Source organism: Pseudomonas sp. AU12215, from assembly GCF_001675465.2.
GTDB lineage: Bacteria > Pseudomonadota > Gammaproteobacteria > Pseudomonadales > Pseudomonadaceae > Pseudomonas > Pseudomonas nitroreducens.
This window is the reverse complement of record NZ_MACM02000160.1, coordinates 66151-88184: the sequence shown is the minus strand read 5'-3', so window position 1 is coordinate 88184 and position 22034 is coordinate 66151. Positions and strand designations below refer to the sequence as shown.

General features: G+C 55.3%; 29 protein-coding genes. 9 read left to right on the top strand and 20 right to left on the bottom strand.

Features of this window, described 5'->3' with window-relative positions; all coding sequences use genetic code 11:
• Window positions 1–2: 2 nt before the first annotated feature.
• From A9513_RS25220 to A9513_RS25175, 10 genes are read right to left on the bottom strand one after another with little or no spacing between them, the layout of a single operon-like run.
• Window positions 3–317: a hypothetical protein gene (locus A9513_RS25220; RefSeq protein WP_065085891.1), complete on the bottom strand. Its 315-nt coding sequence runs from the start codon at window positions 315–317 to the stop codon at window positions 3–5.
• Between the two features lie 27 nt (window positions 318–344).
• Complete coding sequence (locus tag A9513_RS25215) at window positions 345–983, bottom strand: hypothetical protein (protein ID WP_065085890.1); 639 nt, start codon at window positions 981–983, stop codon at window positions 345–347.
• A complete protein-coding gene (locus A9513_RS25210; protein WP_065085889.1) occupies window positions 980–2758 on the bottom strand; it encodes a hypothetical protein in 1779 nt (592 codons plus the stop codon). Before A9513_RS25210 ends, A9513_RS25215 begins: the two co-directional genes overlap by 4 nt.
• A gap of 4 nt (window positions 2759–2762) precedes the next feature.
• Window positions 2763–3089 (bottom strand): cupin domain-containing protein, encoded by a 327-nt coding sequence (locus A9513_RS25205; protein ID WP_065085888.1) that lies wholly within the window; start codon window positions 3087–3089, stop codon window positions 2763–2765.
• Window positions 3086–3823 (bottom strand): glycosyltransferase family 2 protein, encoded by a 738-nt coding sequence (locus A9513_RS25200; protein WP_065085887.1) that lies wholly within the window; start codon window positions 3821–3823, stop codon window positions 3086–3088. Before A9513_RS25200 ends, A9513_RS25205 begins: the two co-directional genes overlap by 4 nt.
• Window positions 3820–4473, bottom strand: coding sequence for an HAD family phosphatase (locus A9513_RS25195; RefSeq protein ID WP_065085886.1), 654 nt, complete (start codon window positions 4471–4473; stop codon window positions 3820–3822). Before A9513_RS25195 ends, A9513_RS25200 begins: the two co-directional genes overlap by 4 nt.
• A 3-nt stretch (window positions 4474–4476) precedes the next feature.
• Window positions 4477–5091, bottom strand: coding sequence for a phosphodiesterase (locus A9513_RS25190; protein ID WP_065085885.1), 615 nt, complete (start codon window positions 5089–5091; stop codon window positions 4477–4479).
• Between the two features lie 2 nt (window positions 5092–5093).
• A complete protein-coding gene (locus A9513_RS25185) occupies window positions 5094–5855 on the bottom strand; it encodes a glycosyltransferase family 2 protein (RefSeq protein WP_065085884.1) in 762 nt (253 codons plus the stop codon).
• Between the two features lie 46 nt (window positions 5856–5901).
• Window positions 5902–6606 carry an ABC transporter ATP-binding protein gene (locus tag A9513_RS25180; RefSeq protein ID WP_065085883.1) on the bottom strand — a complete coding sequence of 235 codons (705 nt, stop codon included), beginning with the start codon at window positions 6604–6606 and terminating at the stop codon, window positions 5902–5904.
• Complete coding sequence (locus tag A9513_RS25175) at window positions 6603–7379, bottom strand: ABC transporter permease (RefSeq protein WP_065085882.1); 777 nt, start codon at window positions 7377–7379, stop codon at window positions 6603–6605. The genes A9513_RS25180 and A9513_RS25175 overlap by 4 nt, the downstream gene beginning before the upstream one ends.
• Window positions 7380–7717: 338 nt before the next feature.
• Here A9513_RS25175 and A9513_RS25170 point away from each other — a divergent pair, with 338 nt between their 5' ends.
• Window positions 7718–8173: a hypothetical protein gene (locus A9513_RS25170; RefSeq protein WP_065085881.1), complete on the top strand. Its 456-nt coding sequence runs from the start codon at window positions 7718–7720 to the stop codon at window positions 8171–8173.
• A gap of 465 nt (window positions 8174–8638) precedes the next feature.
• On the opposite strand, the gene A9513_RS25160 is transcribed toward A9513_RS25170, so the two are convergent.
• From A9513_RS25160 to A9513_RS25140, 5 genes are all read right to left on the bottom strand, one after another.
• Complete coding sequence (locus A9513_RS25160; RefSeq protein WP_368036335.1) at window positions 8639–9274, bottom strand: uracil-DNA glycosylase; 636 nt, start codon at window positions 9272–9274, stop codon at window positions 8639–8641.
• A 48-nt stretch (window positions 9275–9322) separates the two neighbouring features.
• Window positions 9323–9802, bottom strand: coding sequence for a hypothetical protein (locus A9513_RS35830; protein ID WP_141678522.1), 480 nt, complete (start codon window positions 9800–9802; stop codon window positions 9323–9325).
• A gap of 36 nt (window positions 9803–9838) precedes the next feature.
• Window positions 9839–10426, bottom strand: a complete 588-nt coding sequence (locus A9513_RS25150) for a hypothetical protein (RefSeq protein ID WP_065085877.1) — start codon at window positions 10424–10426, stop codon at window positions 9839–9841.
• A 134-nt stretch (window positions 10427–10560) separates the two neighbouring features.
• Window positions 10561–11556, bottom strand: coding sequence for an AAA family ATPase (locus A9513_RS25145; RefSeq protein ID WP_065085876.1), 996 nt, complete (start codon window positions 11554–11556; stop codon window positions 10561–10563).
• 98 nt (window positions 11557–11654) lie between these two features.
• Window positions 11655–12512: a hypothetical protein gene (locus A9513_RS25140; protein WP_083196214.1), complete on the bottom strand. Its 858-nt coding sequence runs from the start codon at window positions 12510–12512 to the stop codon at window positions 11655–11657.
• A gap of 189 nt (window positions 12513–12701) precedes the next feature.
• On the opposite strand from A9513_RS25140, the gene A9513_RS25135 reads away from it, so the two are divergent.
• From A9513_RS25135 to A9513_RS25130, 3 genes are all read left to right on the top strand, one after another.
• Entirely contained in the window at window positions 12702–13682 is a 981-nt protein-coding gene (locus tag A9513_RS25135; protein WP_065085874.1) for a hypothetical protein, read from the top strand.
• A 376-nt stretch (window positions 13683–14058) separates the two neighbouring features.
• Window positions 14059–14250, top strand: coding sequence for a hypothetical protein (locus tag A9513_RS35825; protein ID WP_141678521.1), 192 nt, complete (start codon window positions 14059–14061; stop codon window positions 14248–14250).
• Window positions 14251–14252: 2 nt separating this feature from the next.
• Window positions 14253–14693 carry a hypothetical protein gene (locus A9513_RS25130; RefSeq protein ID WP_065085940.1) on the top strand — a complete coding sequence of 147 codons (441 nt, stop codon included), beginning with the start codon at window positions 14253–14255 and terminating at the stop codon, window positions 14691–14693.
• 399 nt (window positions 14694–15092) lie between these two features.
• On the opposite strand, the gene A9513_RS25120 is transcribed toward A9513_RS25130, so the two are convergent.
• The 5 genes from A9513_RS25120 to A9513_RS25100 form a co-directional block, all read right to left on the bottom strand.
• Window positions 15093–16070: a ParB/RepB/Spo0J family partition protein gene (locus A9513_RS25120; RefSeq protein WP_065085873.1), complete on the bottom strand. Its 978-nt coding sequence runs from the start codon at window positions 16068–16070 to the stop codon at window positions 15093–15095.
• 240 nt (window positions 16071–16310) lie between these two features.
• Entirely contained in the window at window positions 16311–16739 is a 429-nt protein-coding gene (locus A9513_RS25115; protein WP_065327866.1) for a hypothetical protein, read from the bottom strand.
• Window positions 16740–17238: 499 nt separating this feature from the next.
• A complete protein-coding gene (locus tag A9513_RS25110) occupies window positions 17239–17562 on the bottom strand; it encodes a hypothetical protein (RefSeq protein ID WP_065085871.1) in 324 nt (107 codons plus the stop codon).
• Window positions 17559–17894, bottom strand: a complete 336-nt coding sequence (locus A9513_RS25105; protein ID WP_065085870.1) for a hypothetical protein — start codon at window positions 17892–17894, stop codon at window positions 17559–17561. The genes A9513_RS25110 and A9513_RS25105 overlap by 4 nt, the downstream gene beginning before the upstream one ends.
• Window positions 17895–17900: 6 nt before the next feature.
• Entirely contained in the window at window positions 17901–18191 is a 291-nt protein-coding gene (locus tag A9513_RS25100; protein WP_065085869.1) for a hypothetical protein, read from the bottom strand.
• A gap of 290 nt (window positions 18192–18481) precedes the next feature.
• Between A9513_RS25100 and A9513_RS25095 the strand changes: the two genes are divergently transcribed.
• The 5 genes from A9513_RS25095 to A9513_RS25075 all read left to right on the top strand — a co-directional run bounded on the left by A9513_RS25095 (window position 18482) and on the right by A9513_RS25075 (window position 21859).
• Window positions 18482–19222 carry a hypothetical protein gene (locus A9513_RS25095; RefSeq protein WP_065327865.1) on the top strand — a complete coding sequence of 247 codons (741 nt, stop codon included), beginning with the start codon at window positions 18482–18484 and terminating at the stop codon, window positions 19220–19222.
• A gap of 63 nt (window positions 19223–19285) precedes the next feature.
• Window positions 19286–19591, top strand: coding sequence for a hypothetical protein (locus A9513_RS25090; RefSeq protein WP_065085867.1), 306 nt, complete (start codon window positions 19286–19288; stop codon window positions 19589–19591).
• Between the two features lie 69 nt (window positions 19592–19660).
• Window positions 19661–19918: a hypothetical protein gene (locus A9513_RS25085; RefSeq protein WP_065327864.1), complete on the top strand. Its 258-nt coding sequence runs from the start codon at window positions 19661–19663 to the stop codon at window positions 19916–19918.
• Between the two features lie 188 nt (window positions 19919–20106).
• Window positions 20107–21054: a hypothetical protein gene (locus A9513_RS25080; protein WP_065085865.1), complete on the top strand. Its 948-nt coding sequence runs from the start codon at window positions 20107–20109 to the stop codon at window positions 21052–21054.
• 103 nt (window positions 21055–21157) lie between these two features.
• Window positions 21158–21859 carry a hypothetical protein gene (locus A9513_RS25075; RefSeq protein ID WP_065085864.1) on the top strand — a complete coding sequence of 234 codons (702 nt, stop codon included), beginning with the start codon at window positions 21158–21160 and terminating at the stop codon, window positions 21857–21859.
• Window positions 21860–22034: the final 175 nt, after the last annotated feature.

The window sequence follows — 22034 nt, the reverse complement described above, 5'->3', positions numbered from 1 at the left end:
AGTTACTCGATGACTCGGTAGAAGCCAGGTACGCCGTGCTGGCGCTCATAGGCCTGTTTCACAAACAGATTGCGGTTGTGGTTGATGATCTCAGCCACTAACTGCCTTCGGTCAGCTTCAGCAACCTGCCGACTGAAGATCTTGAGCAGCATTTCTTGAGAGAGGTACTGCAGCTTGAGCCCGCTTGTTGCCTGGGCGAAAAGCTTGGGATCCATGACCGCGCCCCCGGCCGCCCCAGATATGCTTGATGTCAGGTAGTGACCGGCTAGACCGCCACCTAGAAGTAGCAGGCCACTGACGAAGGTTCTTCGCTGCATTCAATCGTTCCTTTGGGCTTTGCCGATTTATGCAGGTCTGACCAAGCGCTGGTAGACGTGCATGAACAGATGATTTAGCCGGCGAATTGGGCCAGTGAGCAGGGGTAGGCTCAGGATCACTCGTTCCATCGTCGTGGACATGAAAAGCATGTTTGTCTGGCCAGAACGGGCGATCTCGATGCTGCTGACAGGAAGGTTGTTGAATGCCTCGTTAACTGACCTGGCGTAGAAACCTACGTACAGAGGCGGGACCAGGAGTACCAGGTTTTTGTCCTGCAGCGCCCGCCCCATGAAAGCGTACCGGGAGATTTTCCGGATCAGATCGGTCGAGTTGACTGGAAGGTTCTGCTCGAAGTCGATGGCTACCCAACTGCAGGTGTTCCTGTTCAGCTTGGTGGCAAGAACGTTGCTGTCGATACAGACCACGTCATTCACAGATTGCTGACGCTGGTCGCGGAAATCGTCCAGAACGAAGGCGGCAATATCGTCCGAAGCGATGGAAGTCACGACTCCAAGGTTGTAGGTGTCCGAGACTGCAACCACAGAGGTTGCGTTGGTATCTGCAACCTCGACACAGGCTAGCTGCTGTATGAGGGACGTCAGCGATCCCGCCCCCGGTTGGGCTTTTGGGGCAAGTGCGTACTGGGAGACAACGAAGATCTTCACTTGGGCGCCTCGGTGTATGACTTGAAGGGAGTCGAGTTGTAGATGGAGCGCACCGCAGCCGGCAGGCTGGTGAAGTAGAAAACGGAGCCGTTTTTCAGGTAAACGCTGATGGCAGATAGCAGGATGCCGGGAAGTGACGCCTTGCGGCCATGAAAGAACTCGCGCAACTCGGTGTAGAACCAAGACTGCCGCGGACGTTGATAGAGCATGTTGCGCAGTTCGCTGCTGTTGATGACCAACATGCGCTTGGCCTCGGCAGGGTCTTCCAGGAATCGCAGATAGAGCGCTTCCTTCTGAGTGTTTGGAAGCTGATCGAGGAGGACCATCCGCTCGTAATCTTCGATGAAACGATGAACCGCATCCTGGGTGTTTGGGAAACTCGCCTGCTGAACTACAGAGTTCACAAGGCTTACCCAGTTGCGCGCACTGATCTTCTTCAGGCCAGTCGGGATCTGCGTAGCGTTCGGGTTAAGGTGATACATGGCAGCGAACTGGCGCAGTTTCGCCAGGGCTGTATCGGTAGAAACCTTGAATAGAGGCTTCTTAGGCAATGGCGAAAGGTAGGCAGGGCCTGTCTTAGCCAATTGACCGTCAGCTGTCTCCACTGGAGACGGTACGCCGAGGAGGGCGCGTGTTGTCACCGTCTGGCTAATTCCGTGAGGGTTCACGCGGCATGGAACGCCACCCTTGGAGGCGCGAATACCTTGCTCGATATCCTCGAACTCGACCCAAAGCAACGACTCATCCAGAGGGAATGCATTCCAGACCTCCTTGCGGCATATGTACATCGAGCCGGTTGGATAACTGGTGTCTTTGTTGTAGCGCATGGGACTGGCGAAGCAGAACCCCGTACGCTCGATCTCAGTGAAGATGGAGGGCGCAATTGAAACGGCTTCGCCGGAGCTTCGGTGCAAGCCCTTTAGCCCCTGGCCGATTTCTCCCATGGCCATGCCGTAGTCGGAATAGCGTCTTGGGCTCATGTTCAGGCGGTTGTCGAAGAACATGCTCTGCAAGGTCATGAGCGGGTAGCGCGGACCAAAGCGGCGCACCATTTCTCCGAAGTGTTTTGGTAGAAACACTCGGTCATGCAGGATGACCAGGTTGTTGTGCTTGGCTTCCTGAGCCAGCCTGTTCTTCTTCTTGCAGATCTGCACCGGAGGGGCAGTGATGTCTTCGCCCACGATCCGAACATGGTCGCTATAGGCGAAGTTGGCCCCAGGTTTTCCGCAGAGCACGATTTCCTTGTTAGGGATGTCGATCTCCAGGATGCGCTTGACCACCGCATTTAGCACGGTCGCGTCCTCGGGACCAACTGGAATTCCGAATGTCCAGCTGTCTAGGTCGTCGTCGGTCTCTGCAGGTAGTTTGGCCACCTTCTCGAACACAGCGACGGTACCGTCCTGGCGTACCACTTTCAGCCCGGCCTGGAAGTATTCACGGTCCAAGTAGAAGCCGACTGGCGAATCCTCAACGATGGTGATCTGCTGGCCGACTGCCAAGAAGTGTGCGGCGTCCCAAAGCAGCAAAGGAGCTAGGGGCGAATCGCTTTGCACGCCGTAAAAACAGAGTGAGCCACCATCGTAGATCCCCAAGGGGCGATCTGCAGCGTGGAGCTTGCGAACGACCGTGTCCGGCTTACGGCCAGGCAGCAACCTGAACGATATGAGCCGATCGCAGGGGTACATTTCGGTTACAGCCGCAGGTAGATCCCGCAAGTGTTTCGAATGGGAGTACCCCAGCCGAGGATGGTGTTGTAGATGGGTGGTCTTCTGCATGCTGTTACTCGCCCACCAGGTACTTGTCGTTTAGAGCACCGGGCTCCTTGACGACAACGGTCACGGTATCTTCAAGGCAACGGAAAGCGGTGATATCGCCTGGCTCGAGCACAACGATATCGCCAGGCCCCCAGACCTGATCGCACATCTCAACCTTGCCGGACACGATCAGCGTGGTCTCGGTAGCGATCTTGTGGAAGTGAGCTTCCTCGGTTTCGCCGGCCTTGTAGGTTTTGAGGGCGACTTCACAGCTGTTCGTATGATGTGCAGTGGGGGAGAAGGCCCCCACAAACCAGCCCTTGGTCATGTTCTCGATACGTGCAGTTTTCATCGAGTTGCCCCCATCTCGTAAGCCTGGATTTGCGTTGGGCTTTTCAGGGGGTGGTACTGCTCGGCATCGATCTTGTAGCTGGCAATACGCAAGCCGCTGAGGACGAGTTCATTCAGCGCTGGTGCGATGTAGAAGCTCTCGTCGACCTTCGTGTCTTTTCGAATCAGGTTCTTTGCGGCACTGACAAAGTGCTTCCCCCGCTTGAACCAAAATGTGCCGGCAATGGCGTTCTTGCTGATCGGATTTTTCTCCGTGGATTCGATCACGTCGCCGCGATCGTCCAGCCGAACAAACGAGTAACGCGGGTGAATCGAGTTGAAGGTGACCACCCCAGCCTTGGCATCGACTGCGCGGAAGTTGCTGACGATGGTTTCCAGGGAAACGTCGAGGTACTCGTTCGAGCCCATGATGAGCAGCTCCTCGTCGTTGTCGACCTCGCCACTGGCCAGTAGAGCAGTGCATGCAGCGCCCATGGTCTTGTCATGAACAGGGATGACGGATGCTACGGGACTGAGCTGGCTCACGAGGTTTCGCAAGTGGTACTTGGTGGTGTCTGCGCTGGAGAACAGGCAGATGATCTTTTTCGGGTTCAGCTCTGCACACTTGTTGATCAGGGTCTCCAACAAGGTTGTGCTTCCGTGCTCCGTCAGAAAATCCGGGTACTCACCTGTGTTGCGCTGTGCGTCGATCGCGGCCTTTCCGCCGGCCAAAAGGATGATGTTCAGGTCGCTCATTGATTCACCACGTTTTTCACGTTTGCCCCTTCGATCTCGGCAATACGGGCGATGATGTTTTGGTAGGTCACGTCTGCGGGTTCACCGATCACTAACACGTGCGCTCCAGATGCCTTTGCTGCCGCAATACCGTGGGGGTTGTCCTCGAGGATGAGCGTCTCATCCGGAGAAACACCAAGCATCTCCATCGCTTTCAGATAGATGTCGGGGGCCGGCTTGGCTTGGGCAACGTCTTCGTTCGAAAGCTGCAGGTCCAGGTATTGGCTCAGATGAGCTTTGTCCATCATCAGGTTCACGGTCGCACGGATAGAGTTAGATGCAACCGCGAGCTTCATGCCGTGGCGGGTCTTCAACATCGACAGGGCGTACTGATGGTTGAAGGTAGGGCGACACATCAGGGTTACCGTGTCGGCTGTGTACGCTTGCTTCATTTCGTTGATGAATCGATGGAGTGCCTGCGGCAACCCTTTCTCTGCGGTCAGCATGTGCAGCTTTTTCGCAGTCGGAAGGCCATCGTAAGACGTGAGGTGCTCATGGCGAGAAATGTTGTACCCAAACAGCGCGAGCGCACGGTTTAGGGTTTCGTAGTGCCAGTCGCGAGCGTCAATAAGCACTCCGTCCATATCGGTGATAACTGCTTTGATGGCCATCGTTCAGTTCCTGTAGCTGGAGAGTTGTTCGGGTAGGTCGGTGCAGATCATCAGCTTCTCGGCGTCCTGGATTTCCTGGATCTGCTGCCACAGAGCCAATGGCGGCCGAGAGTGAAGTTCTGGGGAGACGATGCAGACTCGCTTGCCTGAATCGAGGAGAGAGGTGATCTGGTCATTGGAGTACCATTCGCCTTCAAAACCATCGAGCCAGACGCCCGTAGAGCGGTCCAGCCATGCAGGCTGCTGCTCCACTTCGGACATGCGTGTGTAGGTGGAAATGCCCAACTCGAGATAGCTGCGCATGTCCGGTACCGCCATGTCGAAGACGAACCAGTTGGTGTGGCCACGGTCCTCGAACTTAGCCTTTAAGGCATGGGCGAGGCCGTCTGCTTTCACGTTTATGGCCAAGGGCAGATTCCTGCCTGACATGATGTCAAGCAGGTCGTCCAGGGTGAGCTCGTCCCCCGAGGGCATGTCGTGCGAGATCACCAGTTTTCCTGCAATGTCACGGACGTCTGTTTCAGTGCCCAGGCCTAGGTCGAAAGACCGCTTGAAGGCGACTGCCTGGTTTCGCTCGCACTTTTCCTTCCAGTAACCGCGGTGGCTAATGATCTGCATGATCAGGCTGCCTTCGCCGAAGTAGCGCGATGGCTCACTGGCAGTGACAGGAACAGGTTCAGGTCGGCTGGAATGCCGAGGCCATACATACCATTGCCTTCAGAACCAATGCTGTAATGGATGACCTTGCCCTGGGCACCGATGATTTCGTTGTATGCCGGAGCGACGTAGAACTCGCCGTTCACACGAAGCTCCTTTGCAAGCATGGTTTCCATCGCGGAAACCATCTGTTTGCCGGAGCGGAAGTTGTAGATGCCGACGGTGGCTTCGTCCGATATCACTTCCTTCTCGACCACGTTGTTGACCAGGCCTTGTTCGTCGAAACCTACAAACGACCATTTGGGGTCATCTGCTTTCATGGTCATGATGAGGCCGTCGGCGCCGGCGTCGTCCATAGCCTGCAGGTAGTCGTTGATGTCGAGATCGCAGTACTGATCAGAGTTGACGATCATTGTTGGGTGATCGTTGTCGATCAGATGTTTGGCTTTGAGCACCGTGCAGGCTGCACCCTCTGTCAGGTCATCAATTTCGACGATCTCGCAGCCGGGAGCCCATGAGGAGAGTTTTTCTCGGAGACCATACTGGGCGACGTGCTTGGCCTGGCAGATGAAGATGAACTTGTGGTCTCGCTCCGGGGTGTTGTTGTCGATAACAACTTTGATCATGGGTACGCCATGCACCGGGATTAGCGGCTTCGGGTCTTGATAACCGGCATTTGCGAAGCGGCTACCTGCGCCGGCCATGGGAACGATGATTTGCAGCACTTAACTACTCCTTGAAGTGACGATGAAGAGGGAAGGGACTGAAGATCTACAGGTGGCCCTGATCCACGACCCGACCTTTCTCCAGCGTCAGGAAGCGCTGGCAGAAGTGCCTTGCTTGGTCATGGGAGTGAGTTACAAGCACCAGGGCCATGCCTTCGTCCTGCATGTCGCGAATGCGCTGGAAGCACTTCCCCTGAAACTCGGCGTCGCCGACGGCAAGAACCTCGTCTGCGAGCAGGGTTTGCGGATCCACATGAACGGCGACTGAGAACCCCAGCCGCATGTACATGCCCGACGAATAGTTCTTCACCGGCGTATCGATGAAGTCGCCCAGTCCAGAGAAGTCGACGATGCGGTTGAAGCGAGCTCGAGTCTCTTTGTTCTTCAGGCCGTAGAGGCTCGCGTTCAGATAGATGTTTTCAGCGCCGGTGAGCTCGTGGTGAAAACCAACGCCAAGTTCAATCAAAGGTGCGATTCGGCCTGTGCTCTGAACGCTTCCGGACGAAGGTTTCAGGATGCCGCTGGCCAGCTGCAGTAACGTGCTCTTGCCGGACCCGTTATGGCCGATTAACGCCAGTGACTCGCCCTTGGAGAGGGTGAAGCTGACGTCTGAAACGGCGTGGAATTTTTCTTTCCGCTCCCGGTATCTGGGATTGAACATCCCCACCAGTTTCTGCTTCAAGCCGCCCCGGTTATGTCGAAGCACGAACTGCTTGCTGAGCCCGTCGGCCCTGAGAACTACCTGACTCATAGATGCTCCACTACGCTGTCAGCCTTCTTGAAGACTGCGAGGCCTGTTGCCAGTGCGCCCAGGCCGAGAGTGATGCAAAGCAGCAGTTGAAAAGGCTCAGGCGCGACCCCCTGATGGAGGATCGAAGAGAAGGCATTGAAGAAGGGAGCAACCGGGTTGTAAGCGACGATGTTCCGTACTTCAGCGGGTAGGCTTGTCGTTACCCAAACGATCGGCGTGAACCAGAAGAGCAGGGGGACAAAAACATCAACCAAGTGTTTGATGTCTCGATGAGCAACCTGAAGAACGCTTAGGGCGAGGCCCGTACCAACCACCAGCGCGATAAATGAGGCCAGGACAATTGGGTACCAAATCAGGGCCTGTGTTACGACGCCCCCAAGAAGAGGGAAAAGTGCCCAGTAGACTGCCAAGGCAACTGTCCAGAAAACGCCTACGGTGAGGGCGCCAGAGACAGGCAGGAGCAACCGAGGAAAATGGAGCTTCTGGATCAGGGTGTGATTGTTGATCAACCACTCGCAGCTCTGAGTGATGATCTGCTGCAGAAGCATCCAGTGCACCACGCCCGTGACCAGGTGAAGAGCAAACCTGTCCTGCCCGCTAGGCAGGATGAAGGTGAAGACCGCGTAGTAGGTGAGGGTGACTACAAGAGGGTTGCCAAGGGACCAGGCAAAGCCCAGCACGGCTCCCATGTAACGAACCTTGATTTCCTTGGCGACCAGGTTGCGAACCAAATCGCTCCAGCCGAGAATTCCTCGAGCATGACCTACTGACATAGATGTACCGCCTAAGCGGGTCCTTTGTGCGTGATGGGTAATGCAGGCGGTCTTAGCCGCTACCGATCTCGCACTACCTTCGCATCAAATTGGATCCAGAAAGGTCCAGTCCGACCCTGTTGTGGGGTCGAACAACGTCCTGCTTTTTCTCATTTGAATCCAGTTTTGGGATGTCGACGAAGGCACTTCGTCCCTATCCAGACTTGGAATGTCCGATCTGCGGGAAAGTTGGACGGTGGCTTGAAGTGCCCAGGAAGAGGGGCGGATTACGTGCTCTCTTTCAATATGGTTCACGACAATAGTCACTGTGTTTGAACCATTTGAAACTGGAGAAGCTGATGGGCACGATCAACCAAATTGACGCGAGCAAACCGCTTGCTTTCTATCCCACCGTACAGGGAAAGATCGACGATCCAGTCATGGTCGATTTAGCTAAAAGGCTTAACAACGCCAACCTCCTGAAGTGCGAGTATCCCATAGAGGGGATCGAGTTCGCCGTGAGCGAAGGTGAGGTAGTTCAGAGGGTTCTGGATTGGCTTAAGGGCCATTCACGATGGAAGGAGGCGATTGAACATACCCTCCAGTGCCTGGCAGAGGACAAGGATGGGCGCCCCTTTCTAACTGCCTTCATGGGCATCGATGAGTTCACTGAGTTGGCTGTCGATCTAGCTGGGAGTGGAATTCTTCCAGGGATTCAAGAAGCCGTCGCCCACTGGCGAGAAATGGGAGCTACCTCGTGTAACTTTGAGGGCTACCGACTTCAGCCATCCAGCTCCGATTGCCGTTCTTCGTAAAAGAGAGGTCTTTTGAGGGTGTTAGCCGTCAGTAACTTCCTATTATCGATCTGCAGTCATGCATGGCTCGTGCTGACGTTTAAGCATCGTGGCGAGGGGCTATCCACTTTGTCTGCTGGGGCCCGGTTGGCCTTGGTGATCTTGGCGGGTGTGATCATAGGTCTCTGCACCTATTTTGCCCCTGGTGATGGGCGAGCGACTGCTGCGCTGATGGCAGTTGTTCACTTTGGGATTTTCTCTGCGCTAATGGGGCATGGGGAAGACGGGGCGCCACGCCAAGCGATGTTTGCGGTCCTGATGGTGGTTACAGAGCCGTTAGGGCTGTCATTTCGGTGGGCACCAGGTCTCTACTTCATGGATCAGATATTGACCGTATGGGTGCTGGTTGCTGGAGTCACTTTCATTATGAGGTCAGCGGACAAGTCGCCCTCCCGCTGACATAGGGCGGCTGCAGATGGATTGCAATCACTCCTCCCAGGCGGTGAGTTCGGCCAGGCCCTCGGCAAAGAGAGTGGCTCCGCCATTGGCAGGATGACGCACTGCTCCGGCTGCATTCACTCCGGCGGCAGCCAAAAGTCCTTCTGCTTTTTTTCCAATTGCCACCCACCGGGCGAGGGGGAATGCTTCCTGCAGAATTCGAATCGCAGCGTGGCCGAGCTCGAGTTCTGCTGGCGTAGGCGTCCTGTTGGACTTCGGCTCCCCAGCTCTAAAGGGGTGCAACTGCAGTGCGTTCCAAAGAACGGTGTTCTCGGCCAAACCCAGCTTGTAGAGGTTCTTCCATACGATGGTGGCGCTCGGTTCGGAATACGGCAGCCAACGATCCGTAAGACGGCCAGGTGCCGCATCTACGCGTGGTATCGCACCATCGATCAGTAGCTTCTCACTACTGAAAGCAACGCCTGAGTAGCGAGCTCCCTGATAGCCAGGGGCCTCCCCAACCAAGATGAGACTCGCGGTGCATGATAGGTGCTGGGCTAGCCTGGTAAGGCGTTCCTCCGGCCCGTTTAGTTGGCTGTCATGCACGCATCTGTCGGTCCAGGGATTGAAAAGGCGATCGCTCCCGCGGGGCAGGGTTTTGACTAGGGCAGATGCTAGTTCCATGTTCATGGGGCGATTTGCTCCATCGCTAGATCTGTCTTCAGCAGCTGTTCAGATTTCATGTACGCCCCATTGCATGTCGCCGACCGGATAGACCCCGTCAGCCCTGATCTCGATAGCCGTATATTGGGTCTCTTCATCACCGGCCAGGGATAGCTGGATAGCCGTGCTAATTGCTGACTCCAGGCTTGAGCCCGCGGTACCGGGCACAATCGACCAAACTTCCCCATCGTCAATGCCTTTGAGGGCCACTGCATGCACAGGGCTCACTTTTGGAAGCCGGCCAATTTCGATCTCACTTGGCTGTTTACCTGTTGGTTCAGGCTGCAGCCAGGGACCGTAATAGCGCTTGGAGAGGGGTTCATGCCATAGGGTGTCGCCATGGTCGATGCATCGAGTCATGTGTTTTACAGGGCAGTACCAGACCCACGCCCCAGGGAATTCAGCCCAATACCAGGCCTTCGGTTGGGTCCGCATTTCGTTGCAGCTATGCCAGTCCATTGGTTGGCCAGAGTTCGGCGGTACGCTCATTTTCAGTATCTCCAATCGTATGTCACGACGGTACCGTTAATCCCCAAGAGCGCAACGATCGATGGCACGGCGCTCTGGAGGTAGGCGGTCACTTGAAGAGCGAACCTTGCTTCGAATGGCGACTTGTAACTCTTCGATGTTCGCGATGGAGGAAGGGGGAGCCTTAAGGGCCCTGATCTCGTCTGCCTGGGCGTTACAGAGCTTCACCAGCCGCTCCTTCTCGCGAATAGCCTGATTGATGGTCCTTTTCACTTTGTCAGGATCGTCGATCCTGGCCATGACCCTCACTAACATCCAGGTTTCTCTTGCCAGGTTCCTTTGGTGCTTCCAGGGCTCGCTAGCTTTTGCAAACGTTCCGCTATTCTTCGATAGCGCCACTGGACCAAGTTTCGGCTCTATCCTTCCTCGCTGGTCCACCCAGAGAAGCCCCCATCGTTCAGGAACCTCGTCTGGGGAAATCAGCCCGGCCGGGCACATGTAGTAGCGGAAAAGCCCGATTCCGTTACCAGCCTCTCTGTGGGGTTTCCTGGCATCCGCGAGGAAATCGCCCCTCGATACCTTTACCTCGACCAGTACGGTTTCGGTTTCATCGGTGACTGCTCGAAACCCGATTGCATCAGGCATTTCACCGGTATCTCCGGAGCGGCATTCCGTAAGCGCGACATGGCACCCATGCCCCTGCTTGCTGTTGGGCCGAAGCAGCCATTTTCTAGCCACCTCACAGAGGGCTGCATGAGTGAGCCTATTCACCACCACCCCTAGCGTGCCGAGGCGATAAGGCTGTCAATTCCGCGGCCTTGGTTGAGGACGAGATCGCGCCTGATACGGCGGCAGAGATTGACTACATCCGACAGGTTCTTCAGTTTCAGCTCAGCTACCGTGCTTATCAGGTGGCGAACATCGTTGCCTGGTGTCCGGGATGTACAAAGCTCGATGCTGGCGGTTCGGCTACGCATATCTGTGTCGGGGCTCGGGATCTCCAGCGATAGGTCAAAGCGACGCAAGATAGCCTTGTCGACGAGCTGCTGGCTGTTAGTGGCTGCGACAAAAAGGCAGTGAGCTGGGAGCTGATCCAACGAGATCAAGAGTTGGTTTGTTACGCGGCGCATTTCTGTGACATCTCGAGCCCCATCACGTGCGATCGCGACGCCATCGAACTCGTCCAGAAAAAGCACGCACGGCGCCGTGGCCGCGTATTCGAACAACTTATCGATATTCTTGCCGGTACCACCCATATAGCTGTCTACTAGACCGCTGTATTTTGCACGAAGGAAAGGCAGCTCAAGCTCGCTTGCCAGCGCTTCGGCCAGCATCGTTTTCCCGTTGCCTGGCTCACCATGAAGCAGTACCCGATGTCGGGGTTGCAGATCGTAAGCGGCTAGCTCTTCGCTTCGTAGCGTCTCTGCGATAAGGCCCGATATCTCTTCTTCTACATGTGGGCTGAGAACCACATTCTTGAGTGCAAGTTGCGGCTGTTCGAGAACAACGAGATCCTTCGGGACGGTGAGCAACGCAGAGGGTTTCAGAGTTGATACTCGGAGTAGCTTCGTCAGCTGCTTGTGGACAACGGGGTGCGCCACTTCGGTCGCATCGAGGAGTGACAGGCAAATTTCCCGAGCCTTTTCGTCCTGCCTCCAGGCGTAAGCTTCCAGAAGTTTGGGGATTGTCCGAATGATCGAGCTATCCCCCATTTTCCGGCTGCGCTTTTGCTCTACAGGGGAAAGCTCGTTGGGGATTTCGGCTATCTGGTTCATGGTCGTACCTAAAGATGCTGAGTAGAAGTGATTTTCACGGATGGCTAGTGGAACTAGGGGGCAATTCGCCCCGGTGCAGGTGCTCGACGTTTCGTTGTCTAGGCGTTGGGCACGTGGGCTGGCCAATTGCAGTCGAATGGGGTTTCTTCAAGCCGGCCGGCAGAAGGGCAGAACATGTCCCTCTGCGACTGTGTGTGGTTGACTGCGGCCGAAAGCCTGGGAAGGGTGTTTGCGAAGCGTGTAGCGCTTGTCCCGTCTATTGAGTTGGCCCCTGCAGCGGCACACAGCGCGATGCGCTTGGCGCTGTTCACTCGGCCTACATGTAGGTGGCAACATCTCCGGCGGGCCAAGGCGCCCCAAGAGTTGACGGTGGCCAGCTTCCAGTCAGTGCAACCCCCAACGAACAAGCCAACCGCCGGCGATAAGTACTCTCGAACATCATCCGGCTCCATGCCGTTTTGGACTGCGAGAAGTAGCTTCGTAGGAATCCCCTTCAGCCGTTCAAGCCAACGGAGGGAAAACTCTAGCGAAGGCATACCGCCGGCGACGATATCGGGCAGTACGATCCAGTCAGCACCCACGCCGAGCAGGTCAACGGCCTTCCCAAACGCAATTTCGTCAAACGGCTCGCCTTGGGTAAAGGCAGTCCATGCACCGTTATCCAGTGCATATCTAAAGCCCTCTGTGCGAAGCGCACCTTTGGCAGAGACGAGTAACCTCCAGCCTGCAGCGCGAAGCTCAGCAAGATTTCTCTTAGTCCCTGTTCTGCTGGCGTAAGAAACCATCGGCCCAGGTTGGTATGGAAGGCGCTCTTCTACGGACTCATCCATGTCAGCGCTTCCGTCCGTTCCGTAGTATTCGGCATAGGCCATGACGCTTTGTGCGTAGCCGTTGCGCTCTCCGCGCTGGTACGGAGCCATCCAGGCTGGTGTCTTATAGGACTCGAGGGCTTTCATGTTTGGGATCTGCAGTCAGGGTGTGGTAGGCGTTGACTCACACCTAGCTTCCCACTGATCCAAAAACTGCAACTGGTTCAGGTCTGTGAGAAAACACGTGCACTTAAGGGCGGGGAGGTAGAATTCCCGCTTGCCGTGTTCGTTCAGAAGCACAAAGGTCCTTCGTCTCAACGCCCAAAGGAAGCTGGCATGCGCCAGGAGAAAAAAGCTCGGTACAGCATCTACCCCTCTGCATTGAACAAGCTGGTGAAGCAGGCACGATCGAAAATGCCTGCAGCTATTGCTAAGCGCATGGGTGACCAAGACATCCTGAAAAGGTTGCTGGACGGTGGTGAGGCCGGGGTGGGAAGCAATACTTGGATGGTGTTGGCCGAGGAGCATTTCTGGGGCCTACAGGAGGCCGTTACACTGTTTCCGTCACATGATCTCCTCGGGAACCTTCGGACTGCCCATTTCAGGATGGACTCGTCAGCCGGCTACGAATTGCCGTTTGAAAGCTTCATCCTAGCCTTGCCGCTGGGCTTCGAAATTGGCGGAGTGGCGTTGCCAAGTCTTCTGGTTACCTGGCTTACCGACCAGGTAAGGCATGAGCATGTTTATGCCGAGCTTTGCCGGTACGCGGGGTGCGGCAGTAGAGCCTATTCAGGGCAGAAACCTGAAGAACGGTGGTTGTCGATCACCTATCGAGCGGATGAGAGTTCCTATTCTAGAACCCTCCTATGCGAGCACGATTTGCCGAGCCTCTTGAGCAGCCGAAGCCTTGATGATTTCAAGCGAGAGGTGGGCAAGTACTCCGGTGGCATTTCTCTCTCTGATACAGAAGCGGCAATCCAATACCAGGCACTGAAATTAGTCGGTGCAATTGGGGTGTACAACCTGGCCACAGATGGTGACAAGCTTGCACCTGGTTTCCCGGAAGGCTCTACTCCGAAGATTGAAGGGAAGGGGGCAGATCAAAGGCTGACAAGCTACCACCTCCAAAATGCTATTCCCGTGGTGGTGGCGGATCGGGAGGTTGCAGACTCGTACTACCGCGGCTGGTTTTTCAGACAGCTTCGAGCAGCGCGGTACTACAAGGGCGAGTATTCCCGTAGAGCTGTAGGGTCCCGATACACGCTAGTCGGCCCAGCAGTGGTGGGGCAGAGGAGCACTCCGCACGTGCTTGAGTGAGAGTGGTGTGAGGGTGTAGGAAAGACCTTCGCGCGGATGTATCATCGAGCGATCCTGCCCCGTCCTGTTATCGACGGATCTAATTTTGGGCGCAGTTTGCACTGCAACCAAGATGGTAGCTGGACCATAAGCCAGCAATCTCAACCCTAGGGAATCAAGCCCTGGGAAGGGCTCTCCAGGATTCTGGAGGCCTTTTCTCTAGTCTGCTCCCGCGCTGCTCCAGTTAGACAATGTCTTAGGGGGCTATCGCCAACCCCTGTCTTTGCGAAAGGACAGGATAAGTTCTTGAGTTGTTGCTCAAGATGTCAACCGCCTGCCGGGCATATCCCCCCGGTAGGGTGGATGTGCCTGCAAGTTCTACTTGGAGGTACAAATCATGTCTCATCAATCCGATGCTCTCTTCTGCGGTTTCGAAACCTTGGCTGCTGCTGCATCTCACCGAGCCCAGTTTGGAGGCTGGATTTTCCATGCCTTCGAGGGCCGTGCGATCTGGTTCAATCCTCGGTTTACTCCGTCGTCGATTATCGTCCACCACGCAACTGCCGGCTTGTCTGGCAAGTTGGTGTGATCATGGAAGTTGAAATCGTCACGCAGCTTCCTCAGGAGGATTGTGGGCTTCAGCACTCGATAGTCCGCTTTCATAACGGCAACATTGACTCTAAGCGAAAGGACAAATCCCGGTTCTTCCGTCGTGAGCCGCTTATCATCCGAAATCCAGAAAATGGTGCTCGGGTTTTGCGCTATGCGATGGGAAACCCAGGGACGTTGTCCATCGTGAAGAAAGGCATCGCTGTCGACTACGATGCAGTGGACGTTCTCGGCGTTCGCTTCAATCGGGAGGTAAAGCTGGAGGTTCGAAGGGCCTCCAGTTTTGAAATCTACCGTTGGTTCTGGCAGCACCCTGATATGGGAATCCGGCTATCCATCCGCCTGGGTGTGATGGGAGGTGTTCTAGGGGTGATGGGGTTCCTAGTAGGCATTATGGGAGTTGCACCCTTGCTGCTGGGTTAAACCGCCTGCAGGTAGAACTGAAAAGCCCGGCTTCGGCCGGGCTTTTTTAATGGTGTGCCCGCGTTAGGCTTTAGTTTTACTACCACCCCTGAGCAATGCAGGGTCGAATGCGTCTTCTGGTACATCTACTCCCCACCACTCCCTGACTTTTTCTCTGAAAAGTTCCCAGTCGGCAAGGCTGGGCATGCCATGAGTGCATAGCCGGCACTGTGGGGATCCCTCCATCATCTCGGTGATCGTGTTGTGCAGGTCAACCCCCATCCGCCCAAACCGCCCAACCGTAGATCCGTCGCTGCAGTGGATCCAAACGGCAGAGTTGTTGTCGGCGATCTGCAGTGAGTAAGAGACTCGTTCTTCATGCCCCATTACACGTGGTCCTGTTCTAGCGCAGCCCGTGTATCACGGCCTGCGTGTCTGTCTTTCCGTTTCCTTCCCAGGTTCAACGGCGCCTTTCTTTTTTAGCTTCTCGTCGAGGGCTATTTCCCTTTCAGCGATATCGGCCAGCAGCTGGTCCAGTTTTGTGCGGGTGTCCTTCGAGAGCCGCTTGTAGCCAGGATCCTGGGTGATGGATTTAGCGGCCTCATAAAGGCTGCTAGCCTGGCGCTTAACCAGCTTTTGCAGAGCCGCACCGGGTAGATAACTACTGGTGACGCGGCTTTTACCGGAGGCCTTGGCGGATGTGAGCCCCTGCCTGAGAATTTCTACAGCTTTCCCGCGGTGTTTGCGCATCATCTCGACTGCAAAGGTGGCCGCCACTTCGCCGTTTTGCACCATGGTGATAATCGACAGCGGGGCGGAAACCAACTCCAGCAACATGTTCACATAGGCTTCGCCAAAGGCAAGTCGCTCAGCGATCTGTGCTTCCTTCCAGCCATAGCTAAACAGGCGCTTGCAGACTAGCGCCGTCTCGTAAGTAGTCAGTGGCTTCCCAGTGTTGTTGGTCACTAGGCCGGCGACCAGGTCCTGAAGAGAAGTGCCTTTTGAGGGGAGCGCGATGCAGGGGATCTGTTTGATCTCTGCACCTTCTTCAATTGCAATTTTGACGGCGGCCAGGCGGCAGTGACCGTCGGTGACAACCAAGCGGCTTTCGCCGCCTTCTTCCAGGACTATGACCTCAAGTGGTTTAGAGGCCTTGAAGCCCTCGGCCTTCATCTTGTTTGCGAGGTCGCGGATATGCTCCTGGAGAGCCTTGTCCTTGATTCGGACATTAAGGCCTTCTAGAACATGGAGCTTCTCGATGTCCTCTGTGCTGATCATCCAGAGGTCGCGAGACTTGACTCCCTCCATGGCACTCTTGATGCCTCCGAGCAAAAGATCGAAATTGAACTCTGCAGGGGGGATGGCGGACTGCTTGAGGATCACTTCCTGGTTGCTCATCGTGAGTCTCCATCAGGAAATCGTGTAGGTAGGCTTCTAGCCTGCGAGGGATGCCCTTCGGACGTCTACAGAAAAGCGGAATGACGAGGCTATTCCGCAGCCTGGTATGGCGACCAGAGCAGACGAGGCTAACCGAGCTGCGCGCTGATCTCAATGATGCAGCGCGCCGCTGGTAGTGTCAGTTATCAGGGGATGGTGTCGCCGGAGAGTGTGCTTCCTGGTCAGGGAGCAAGCATTGATCTACTTGACGTGGGTCTGCTTTGTAAAGAGAACCAAAATCTCGTCGCCTAGGGCTAGCCCTGGAAGACCATTCATGCGGGTGGAGCTTTCCACCAGAGTTACCGGGGCCTCGATTCGCTCAATGCCGTCGCAGCTAATAACTCCGACAGAGGCATAGTGCCGTTTCGACTTGGCGTCCCACGTCAGAGGAAAGCCTACAGCGCATTTGCCCTTAATGAGCTCTGCACTTACAGATGCCTGGACCTGTTCAAAGATGCTTTGGGTTGATGTGGCGGGAAGGAACTCGCCGATCAGCGTGTCCCCGATGTGGTTCACCTTCACCGTGAGTACGACCCCCGGAAGTATCGTTACATCAGGTTTGTTCGGGTGATCGCAGCCGGCAAGCATTGCAGTCGATAGTAGTAGCGTGGAAAGGGTTTTGAATTTCAATCTTTGATCCTCTATTGCGGGCTAGCGTGCCAGGAAGGCATGGGGAAGTTCGCCCAGTGGGTCGGCTGGTAGTCATCATCGATGAGTAATTCACTGCAAGCCCAAGTGCCTTTCTCGCTCAGGTATAGCGAGTCGTTACAGCTCCCCCAGAACCATTCGCCTCCATCCTCACCGCGGCCGCCAAGCCAAGGCTCTCTACCTGGCTCGAAAAGCCAAACTGGCTGCCCCACTGCAGGCAGGCGCTCGTCAACAGGGATTCGAATCATTTGCTCGCTTGGGAGCTGTAGATCAGGAGTTGATGTGGTCATGTCTCTCGCCTGGCTACCGGCACCGTTTTCGGCGGTTCTTGGCTTTTTCACCCTTCGACCGGATTGCAGGCTGAAAGGGATCCTTCTTTCGCTTTTCGTTTTGGGTAACGAAGGAGTTTCTTAGCTCAATGATGCTTTGGAAGACCATCGACGTCAGGCCTCGAGTTGATATGGGTTGGCTGCTTGGGGCTTCAGAAATCAATTGAATGGCTCTGGAGCCCGTTCTCTAACGGGAAGGCGCAAGGGACGTCCAGCGTCGCGAGTCTGATCGGAGGACGGACAAACACGCGAAGGCGTGGCGTCAGGGTTTGCAGACTTAGTCCAGCGACATCGATTCTGGATTCATCGTCAGGCATGAAGGGGGAATCCTGCAGCAAGGAGATCATGACGTCGTACTTTCGGGCCCGAAGCATGAAAAATCTCAGGGCATGCACTTGAGACTCCGACAGGGAATCGGTCTCTTTCCCGTCGAGCTTTTGCAGGACCTGCCGCGGGTAGAAATTTCGCTTTTTCATGTAGCTTTTCCGTCTTGCCGTAGCGCCCTTGCGATCTCTCGGAACATCTCACGGCGAGCGCCATGCTCTAGCCCCGAAAGAGCGTTGACGATCTCTTTGAAATCACTTTCTGGAGACGTGGTGCCAAAGAGGTCTGGGTATCGTGAGGCGAAAATGTAGAAGTGTTGAACCGCCTCTTCAGCTAGCTTGGCATCGGTAAGAATAGTGAGATCGTCATGCTCGGCCATCTGTTCGAAAACAGTTGCGTAATGCTCCCGCCACATCCGTCGATCGTCGCTAGCAGGCATGAGACCTACAAGCTCTGCCGCCAAATTCTTTCTTGAGTCGGGCATTGGCTATCACTCCGTACCAGTGAGCCAGCCAGGCTCTGTTTTAGAGGCTAACCACTCTCTGGCCGTCCCGATCGCAATGCCAGGTTGCTCCTCATTTGCCCAGGGTGTATCCAGCTGCGTTTCAGACGCTTCCGATACGTCGAACTCGACTGTGAGGCTTTCATCGATCTCACCAGAAAGGGCGTGATGTAGCTCCAAGGCGTGTGCAGCCGAGTGTGCCGCGTACCACTCATGGTCGGCCACGATGAATACTTTAAGGGGCAGGGTTTCCGGTGGGGTTTGCGAGAGTTGGTCCAACTTTGAAGCTCCCTCTAGGTGTAAACCAAAACGTTCTGGCCAGGCCTACGGCTCAAGCCAGGGAATTCTCCCAGATGGTGGCAAACTGCAATGGTCTAACCGTCCCTCAAATGGGGGCAAATAGCCATTTGGCTAGTCGAGATTGCCTTGGTTTTGCCGATCGGGCAGTATTGACGTGTTTTCAGCTTGAATGCTCAAGCTGATCTACTAGCTGGATTCCAGCACCTCACTATCCCTACCAGGGCCTTGCCCCTGATAGGGGTGCGGCTCTGTCAACTCGGAGTCGTACCATGCAAAACCAACTCATCTCCACTCAAGTCACTGCGCTTGTTGTCGGCAATCGCGTCGACCTGGCGTCTTGTCCCCATCTGTCGGGCAGTCCGCATGCTGCTTATGCATATGGCATTGTTTCGTCGGTGGAAAAGGAAACCGAAAACTGCGTAGCGGTGAGCTACGAGGATATCGACGTCGTCGGTTATCCCATTGACACCATGCTAATGGTGAAAGCTCCTCGCGATGTACCTGACCCCGTTGCGAAAGTCCGTTCGATCGCTAGTGATGTTGAATGGGAGGAATGGCGAATTTCGCAAAACCTCACTGATCGCTGGGGTGAGATCAACTACTACAACGCCGAAAACAAACCTCTTGAGCTACTGGAATTCAACCAGCCGCTGCTCGAAAGACTGATTCAGCAAATGTGGGCAGAAGAGACGTTCGTCGTCCGCAAGGATGGGCGGTTTGGGATCCTTTTCGAACTCGAAATGACTTCGCTGGAAAGCGATGGACATGAAAATTCTGAGAGCGACCCGGAGTGCGCAAGCAATAACAAGCTTCGGCCAGCGGAGGAGGTTGTTGCTTACCTCAAAACGGCACTCGCAGAGATCACACCACGCTTCCCTGGGGTGGAGTTCTGTGTCCCTGACCAAAGCGAGATTTGTAACGATCGTCCAGCTGCATGGGCTTTCGTTGTAGATGGTCTTCTGACAGATGATCAGCGTGATGCACTCGGCACGGCATTGGCTTCCCTTTAAATCAAACCCTGGCAGGGCCTTGCTCCTGCAAGGGGTAAGGCAGCCAGTGTCTGGAGCTGAAATATGGACTACAAGCTTGAAGTGGGCCTTTACGGAAATGGTCGCCCTGCAATTCAGGTGTATGACGACGAGGGGGCTCCGTTCTGCACCCTGTCTGTCAACATTCTCGATGCGGTCCTGGAGGAAGATGAAATTTGCATTAAAGCCTGGGACCTTCCCAGTGACTTCCTGCAGATGATCTTAGCCAGCGGCAAGTTTGACGAAACAGGCAAACAAGAACCGGCTGGCTACACGTCGGCGCCGGTATGGAGAATCCGCTGCCCTGAGCTCCTCCGAGCTATCGAGCAGTTTCAAGAAACGACTCGCTAACGCGATCAACCTAAACCCTTGCGGGGCCATCCCGTAAGGGCTGGCTCCGTCTCAGTTCTGGAGCTGAATATGTCAGGTAGTGAAAATACTCGTGGTGAATCTGCGATGGTGCCGGCAGCTGTTGTCCGCGCCCTTGACCATGTGCGGAGCATTTTCCCCGAGGTGACCCACGTCGTGTACACACGAGAGTGCAAATGGCTCTACATGAGCGATGAAGGTGCAATGCCAACTTTCAACGGTCTGGTGGATGTCGGCATCCTCGAGGATGCTTGCGACGCAGTAGCTTCCTTCCCTTGCGTGTTCTGCGTGCAAGGCGAGGCTTATTGATACGGACAAGAGGTGGGGCTTCCCACCTCGAGTCTTCTTACGAAAGACGGATTTCTTAAGAAGATTCTTCTGTCGGCCATGTGGCTGCCAGAGAAAGCCAGCTGGGGTTTCCAGCACATGACATTACCCCCGCGGGGCTTCATGGCCCCTTGTAGGGGCCATGGTTCCGCTCTACTTGGAGCAAAACCATGCAAGCTAAAAAACCCTTTATCTGCCTGTTCAAGAACTCGGCTGTTGAGTTGAAGACCTCTGTCACGGCCGTCGATCTACGTGACGCTGTGGCTCGTTTCTTCACCTCCGACGTCGGTATGCCGCTGGCTCATGCCAACAGCATTCCGGTCGATCTGATTCAGGACGTTCCGGCAAACTTCGAGACTCGCTACACCCTGGCTCAGGACGGCTGGTCGCTGCACGTTAATGCGGCGGACTCCGACCCAGCCGGTGAGACGAAGTCTCGTCTTGGTGACATCTATGTCCCTGAAGGCACGGTCCGCAACACAATCCTCGCTGCTCTGCGGCTCTACCAGGAGATGGGGATGGGTGACCCGGCTAATCGCTCGGATCACATCCACGACATCGCTACCAATGGTGACGATGACATCAGCATGGATGAGTGGGGCATTGAGAAACTGTGCCAAAGCATTAACTTTGCAGTGGCCGATCCTTGCGCAAAGCCTCTGGTCATTGTTCGAAGCACCAGTAACGATGAAATCCTGGTGCAGGCCAGCCACGCGGTGAAGGTCCTGTATCTCGAGGACAATGAGACTGGTGACGACTCTGATGACCTGGTTGTGCTGGGCGACATTGAAATGTGGAAGCAGGAGTTCGATGTGGTGCCAAGCGACTTGGGCGACCTCATCCCTCAGCTGAAACTGTCCAGCTCAGTCGAAGAGTGCGATATGGGAACTGTGGTGCTGGAGATCAACGGCGGCGTGGTGAACAGTGTTCGAAGCGATCGCCCTGTACGGGTTCTCATCCTGGATGAGGACTGCGAGGGTGGCGATAGTGAAAACATTCAAGAGGTAAACGGCCAGGAGGTTTACGTAAGTGACTTCCAGCTAACGGCGCTCGATGCCGGCGGCAATGGGATTGACCCTGAGTTCTGTCGTGCGGTGCAGGAGCAAATCCTGGGCTGATCGATAGCCACAAAATAGGCCAGCAGAGAGATCTGTTGGCCATCCTTTCAAACCCCATCAGGGCCACCCCTGATGGGGCGGCCCCATTTACTGGAGCTGTATCATGACTAGCATTTCAATCAACCTGGACTACTGCTGCAAATTCTGTCTGCGTTCTGCCCCTATCTCATTTGCCCCTGCGGCCAAGCTGGTCCCTGTTGCAGATGAAGAGGGTGGGCCCATTTTCATGGTGCCGGTCTGTCAATTCCATGCGGATGACTGCGGCGCCGATGGAGAAGAGCCTCTGGGACGCAGTGAGCTTGCGCGGAATCTCGCACAGGGTAATCCTCCTCGTGAGGTTCTCCTGGCGCCGATCCGTGGACCTGTCGACATTCCTGACTCTCCGGATTTCCTCGCTCTCGAGATTAAGCCGGAGTTGAGGGCCCTGGTGTTCAAGCTGGTTGAGGTAGCAGCGCAACATCGGCTGAATGCCGTCACTCAGACCTACTACCCGGCAAACTGGCTGAAGGGTGATTTAGTTGGGTGGAGCTCAGGGGCTGAGGAAGCCTCGTACGATTGCCCCGAAATCAATGTCTCTGAGAATGAGTTTTGGTTTACAGCTATCGCTAGCCACACAGATGACGTCTTCAGAACGGACCGCATCCCAGTCTCAGCTTTGGCTGATATGGAGATATCCTTCGGTAGAGGCCAGGTCGAGTTGAAACCGGGCGTTATCCAAATGAAAGGTGGTGAGAACCTTATCAAAGCATTGGGTAATCACCTGATGGAACCGACAACGTCTCTTGGCGCCATGGGCGTCAGCTGACATATCTGTGATCAAGGCGGCCAAGCGAAAGCTTGTGCCGCCTTTTTTTGTTTCTCGACTGGCATGCTGCTCCGAATCGACCTCTCGAGGACATGGCAAGAAGGCTCTCCGGCTTACGGGTGCATGCGCAGGCCAAACTGAAATGGCCTGATCGGTTCAGGCTAGCTTTACAGGT

Excerpts from the sequence above, each read along its gene's own strand:
- A9513_RS25195 (WP_065085886.1), bottom strand. The coding sequence starts at position 4,473 with ATGGCCATCAAAGCAGTTATCACCGATATGGACGGAGTGCTTATTGAC.
- A9513_RS25140 (WP_083196214.1), bottom strand. The coding sequence starts at position 12,512 with ATGAAAGCCCTCGAGTCCTATAAGACACCAGCCTGGATGGCTCCGTAC.
- A9513_RS25085 (WP_065327864.1), top strand. The coding sequence starts at position 19,661 with ATGTCAGGTAGTGAAAATACTCGTGGTGAATCTGCGATGGTGCCGGCA.
- A9513_RS35825 (WP_141678521.1), top strand. The coding sequence starts at position 14,059 with ATGTCTCATCAATCCGATGCTCTCTTCTGCGGTTTCGAAACCTTGGCT.
- A9513_RS25075 (WP_065085864.1), top strand. The coding sequence starts at position 21,158 with ATGACTAGCATTTCAATCAACCTGGACTACTGCTGCAAATTCTGTCTG.
- A9513_RS25080 (WP_065085865.1), top strand. The coding sequence starts at position 20,107 with ATGCAAGCTAAAAAACCCTTTATCTGCCTGTTCAAGAACTCGGCTGTT.
- A9513_RS25190 (WP_065085885.1), bottom strand. The coding sequence starts at position 5,091 with ATGCAGATCATTAGCCACCGCGGTTACTGGAAGGAAAAGTGCGAGCGA.
- A9513_RS25160 (WP_368036335.1), bottom strand. The coding sequence starts at position 9,274 with ATGGAACTAGCATCTGCCCTAGTCAAAACCCTGCCCCGCGGGAGCGAT.
- A9513_RS25145 (WP_065085876.1), bottom strand. The coding sequence starts at position 11,556 with ATGAACCAGATAGCCGAAATCCCCAACGAGCTTTCCCCTGTAGAGCAA.
- A9513_RS25120 (WP_065085873.1), bottom strand. The coding sequence starts at position 16,070 with ATGAGCAACCAGGAAGTGATCCTCAAGCAGTCCGCCATCCCCCCTGCA.
- A9513_RS25220 (WP_065085891.1), bottom strand. The coding sequence starts at position 317 with ATGCAGCGAAGAACCTTCGTCAGTGGCCTGCTACTTCTAGGTGGCGGT.
- A9513_RS35830 (WP_141678522.1), bottom strand. The coding sequence starts at position 9,802 with ATGAGCGTACCGCCGAACTCTGGCCAACCAATGGACTGGCATAGCTGC.
- A9513_RS25110 (WP_065085871.1), bottom strand. The coding sequence starts at position 17,562 with ATGAAAAAGCGAAATTTCTACCCGCGGCAGGTCCTGCAAAAGCTCGAC.
- A9513_RS25090 (WP_065085867.1), top strand. The coding sequence starts at position 19,286 with ATGGACTACAAGCTTGAAGTGGGCCTTTACGGAAATGGTCGCCCTGCA.
- A9513_RS25170 (WP_065085881.1), top strand. The coding sequence starts at position 7,718 with ATGGGCACGATCAACCAAATTGACGCGAGCAAACCGCTTGCTTTCTAT.
- A9513_RS25150 (WP_065085877.1), bottom strand. The coding sequence starts at position 10,426 with ATGCCTGATGCAATCGGGTTTCGAGCAGTCACCGATGAAACCGAAACC.
- A9513_RS25135 (WP_065085874.1), top strand. The coding sequence starts at position 12,702 with ATGCGCCAGGAGAAAAAAGCTCGGTACAGCATCTACCCCTCTGCATTG.
- A9513_RS25130 (WP_065085940.1), top strand. The coding sequence starts at position 14,253 with ATGGAAGTTGAAATCGTCACGCAGCTTCCTCAGGAGGATTGTGGGCTT.
- A9513_RS25205 (WP_065085888.1), bottom strand. The coding sequence starts at position 3,089 with ATGAAAACTGCACGTATCGAGAACATGACCAAGGGCTGGTTTGTGGGG.
- A9513_RS25175 (WP_065085882.1), bottom strand. The coding sequence starts at position 7,379 with ATGTCAGTAGGTCATGCTCGAGGAATTCTCGGCTGGAGCGATTTGGTT.
- A9513_RS25210 (WP_065085889.1), bottom strand. The coding sequence starts at position 2,758 with ATGCAGAAGACCACCCATCTACAACACCATCCTCGGCTGGGGTACTCC.
- A9513_RS25180 (WP_065085883.1), bottom strand. The coding sequence starts at position 6,606 with ATGAGTCAGGTAGTTCTCAGGGCCGACGGGCTCAGCAAGCAGTTCGTG.
- A9513_RS25095 (WP_065327865.1), top strand. The coding sequence starts at position 18,482 with ATGCAAAACCAACTCATCTCCACTCAAGTCACTGCGCTTGTTGTCGGC.
- A9513_RS25200 (WP_065085887.1), bottom strand. The coding sequence starts at position 3,823 with ATGAGCGACCTGAACATCATCCTTTTGGCCGGCGGAAAGGCCGCGATC.
- A9513_RS25105 (WP_065085870.1), bottom strand. The coding sequence starts at position 17,894 with ATGCCCGACTCAAGAAAGAATTTGGCGGCAGAGCTTGTAGGTCTCATG.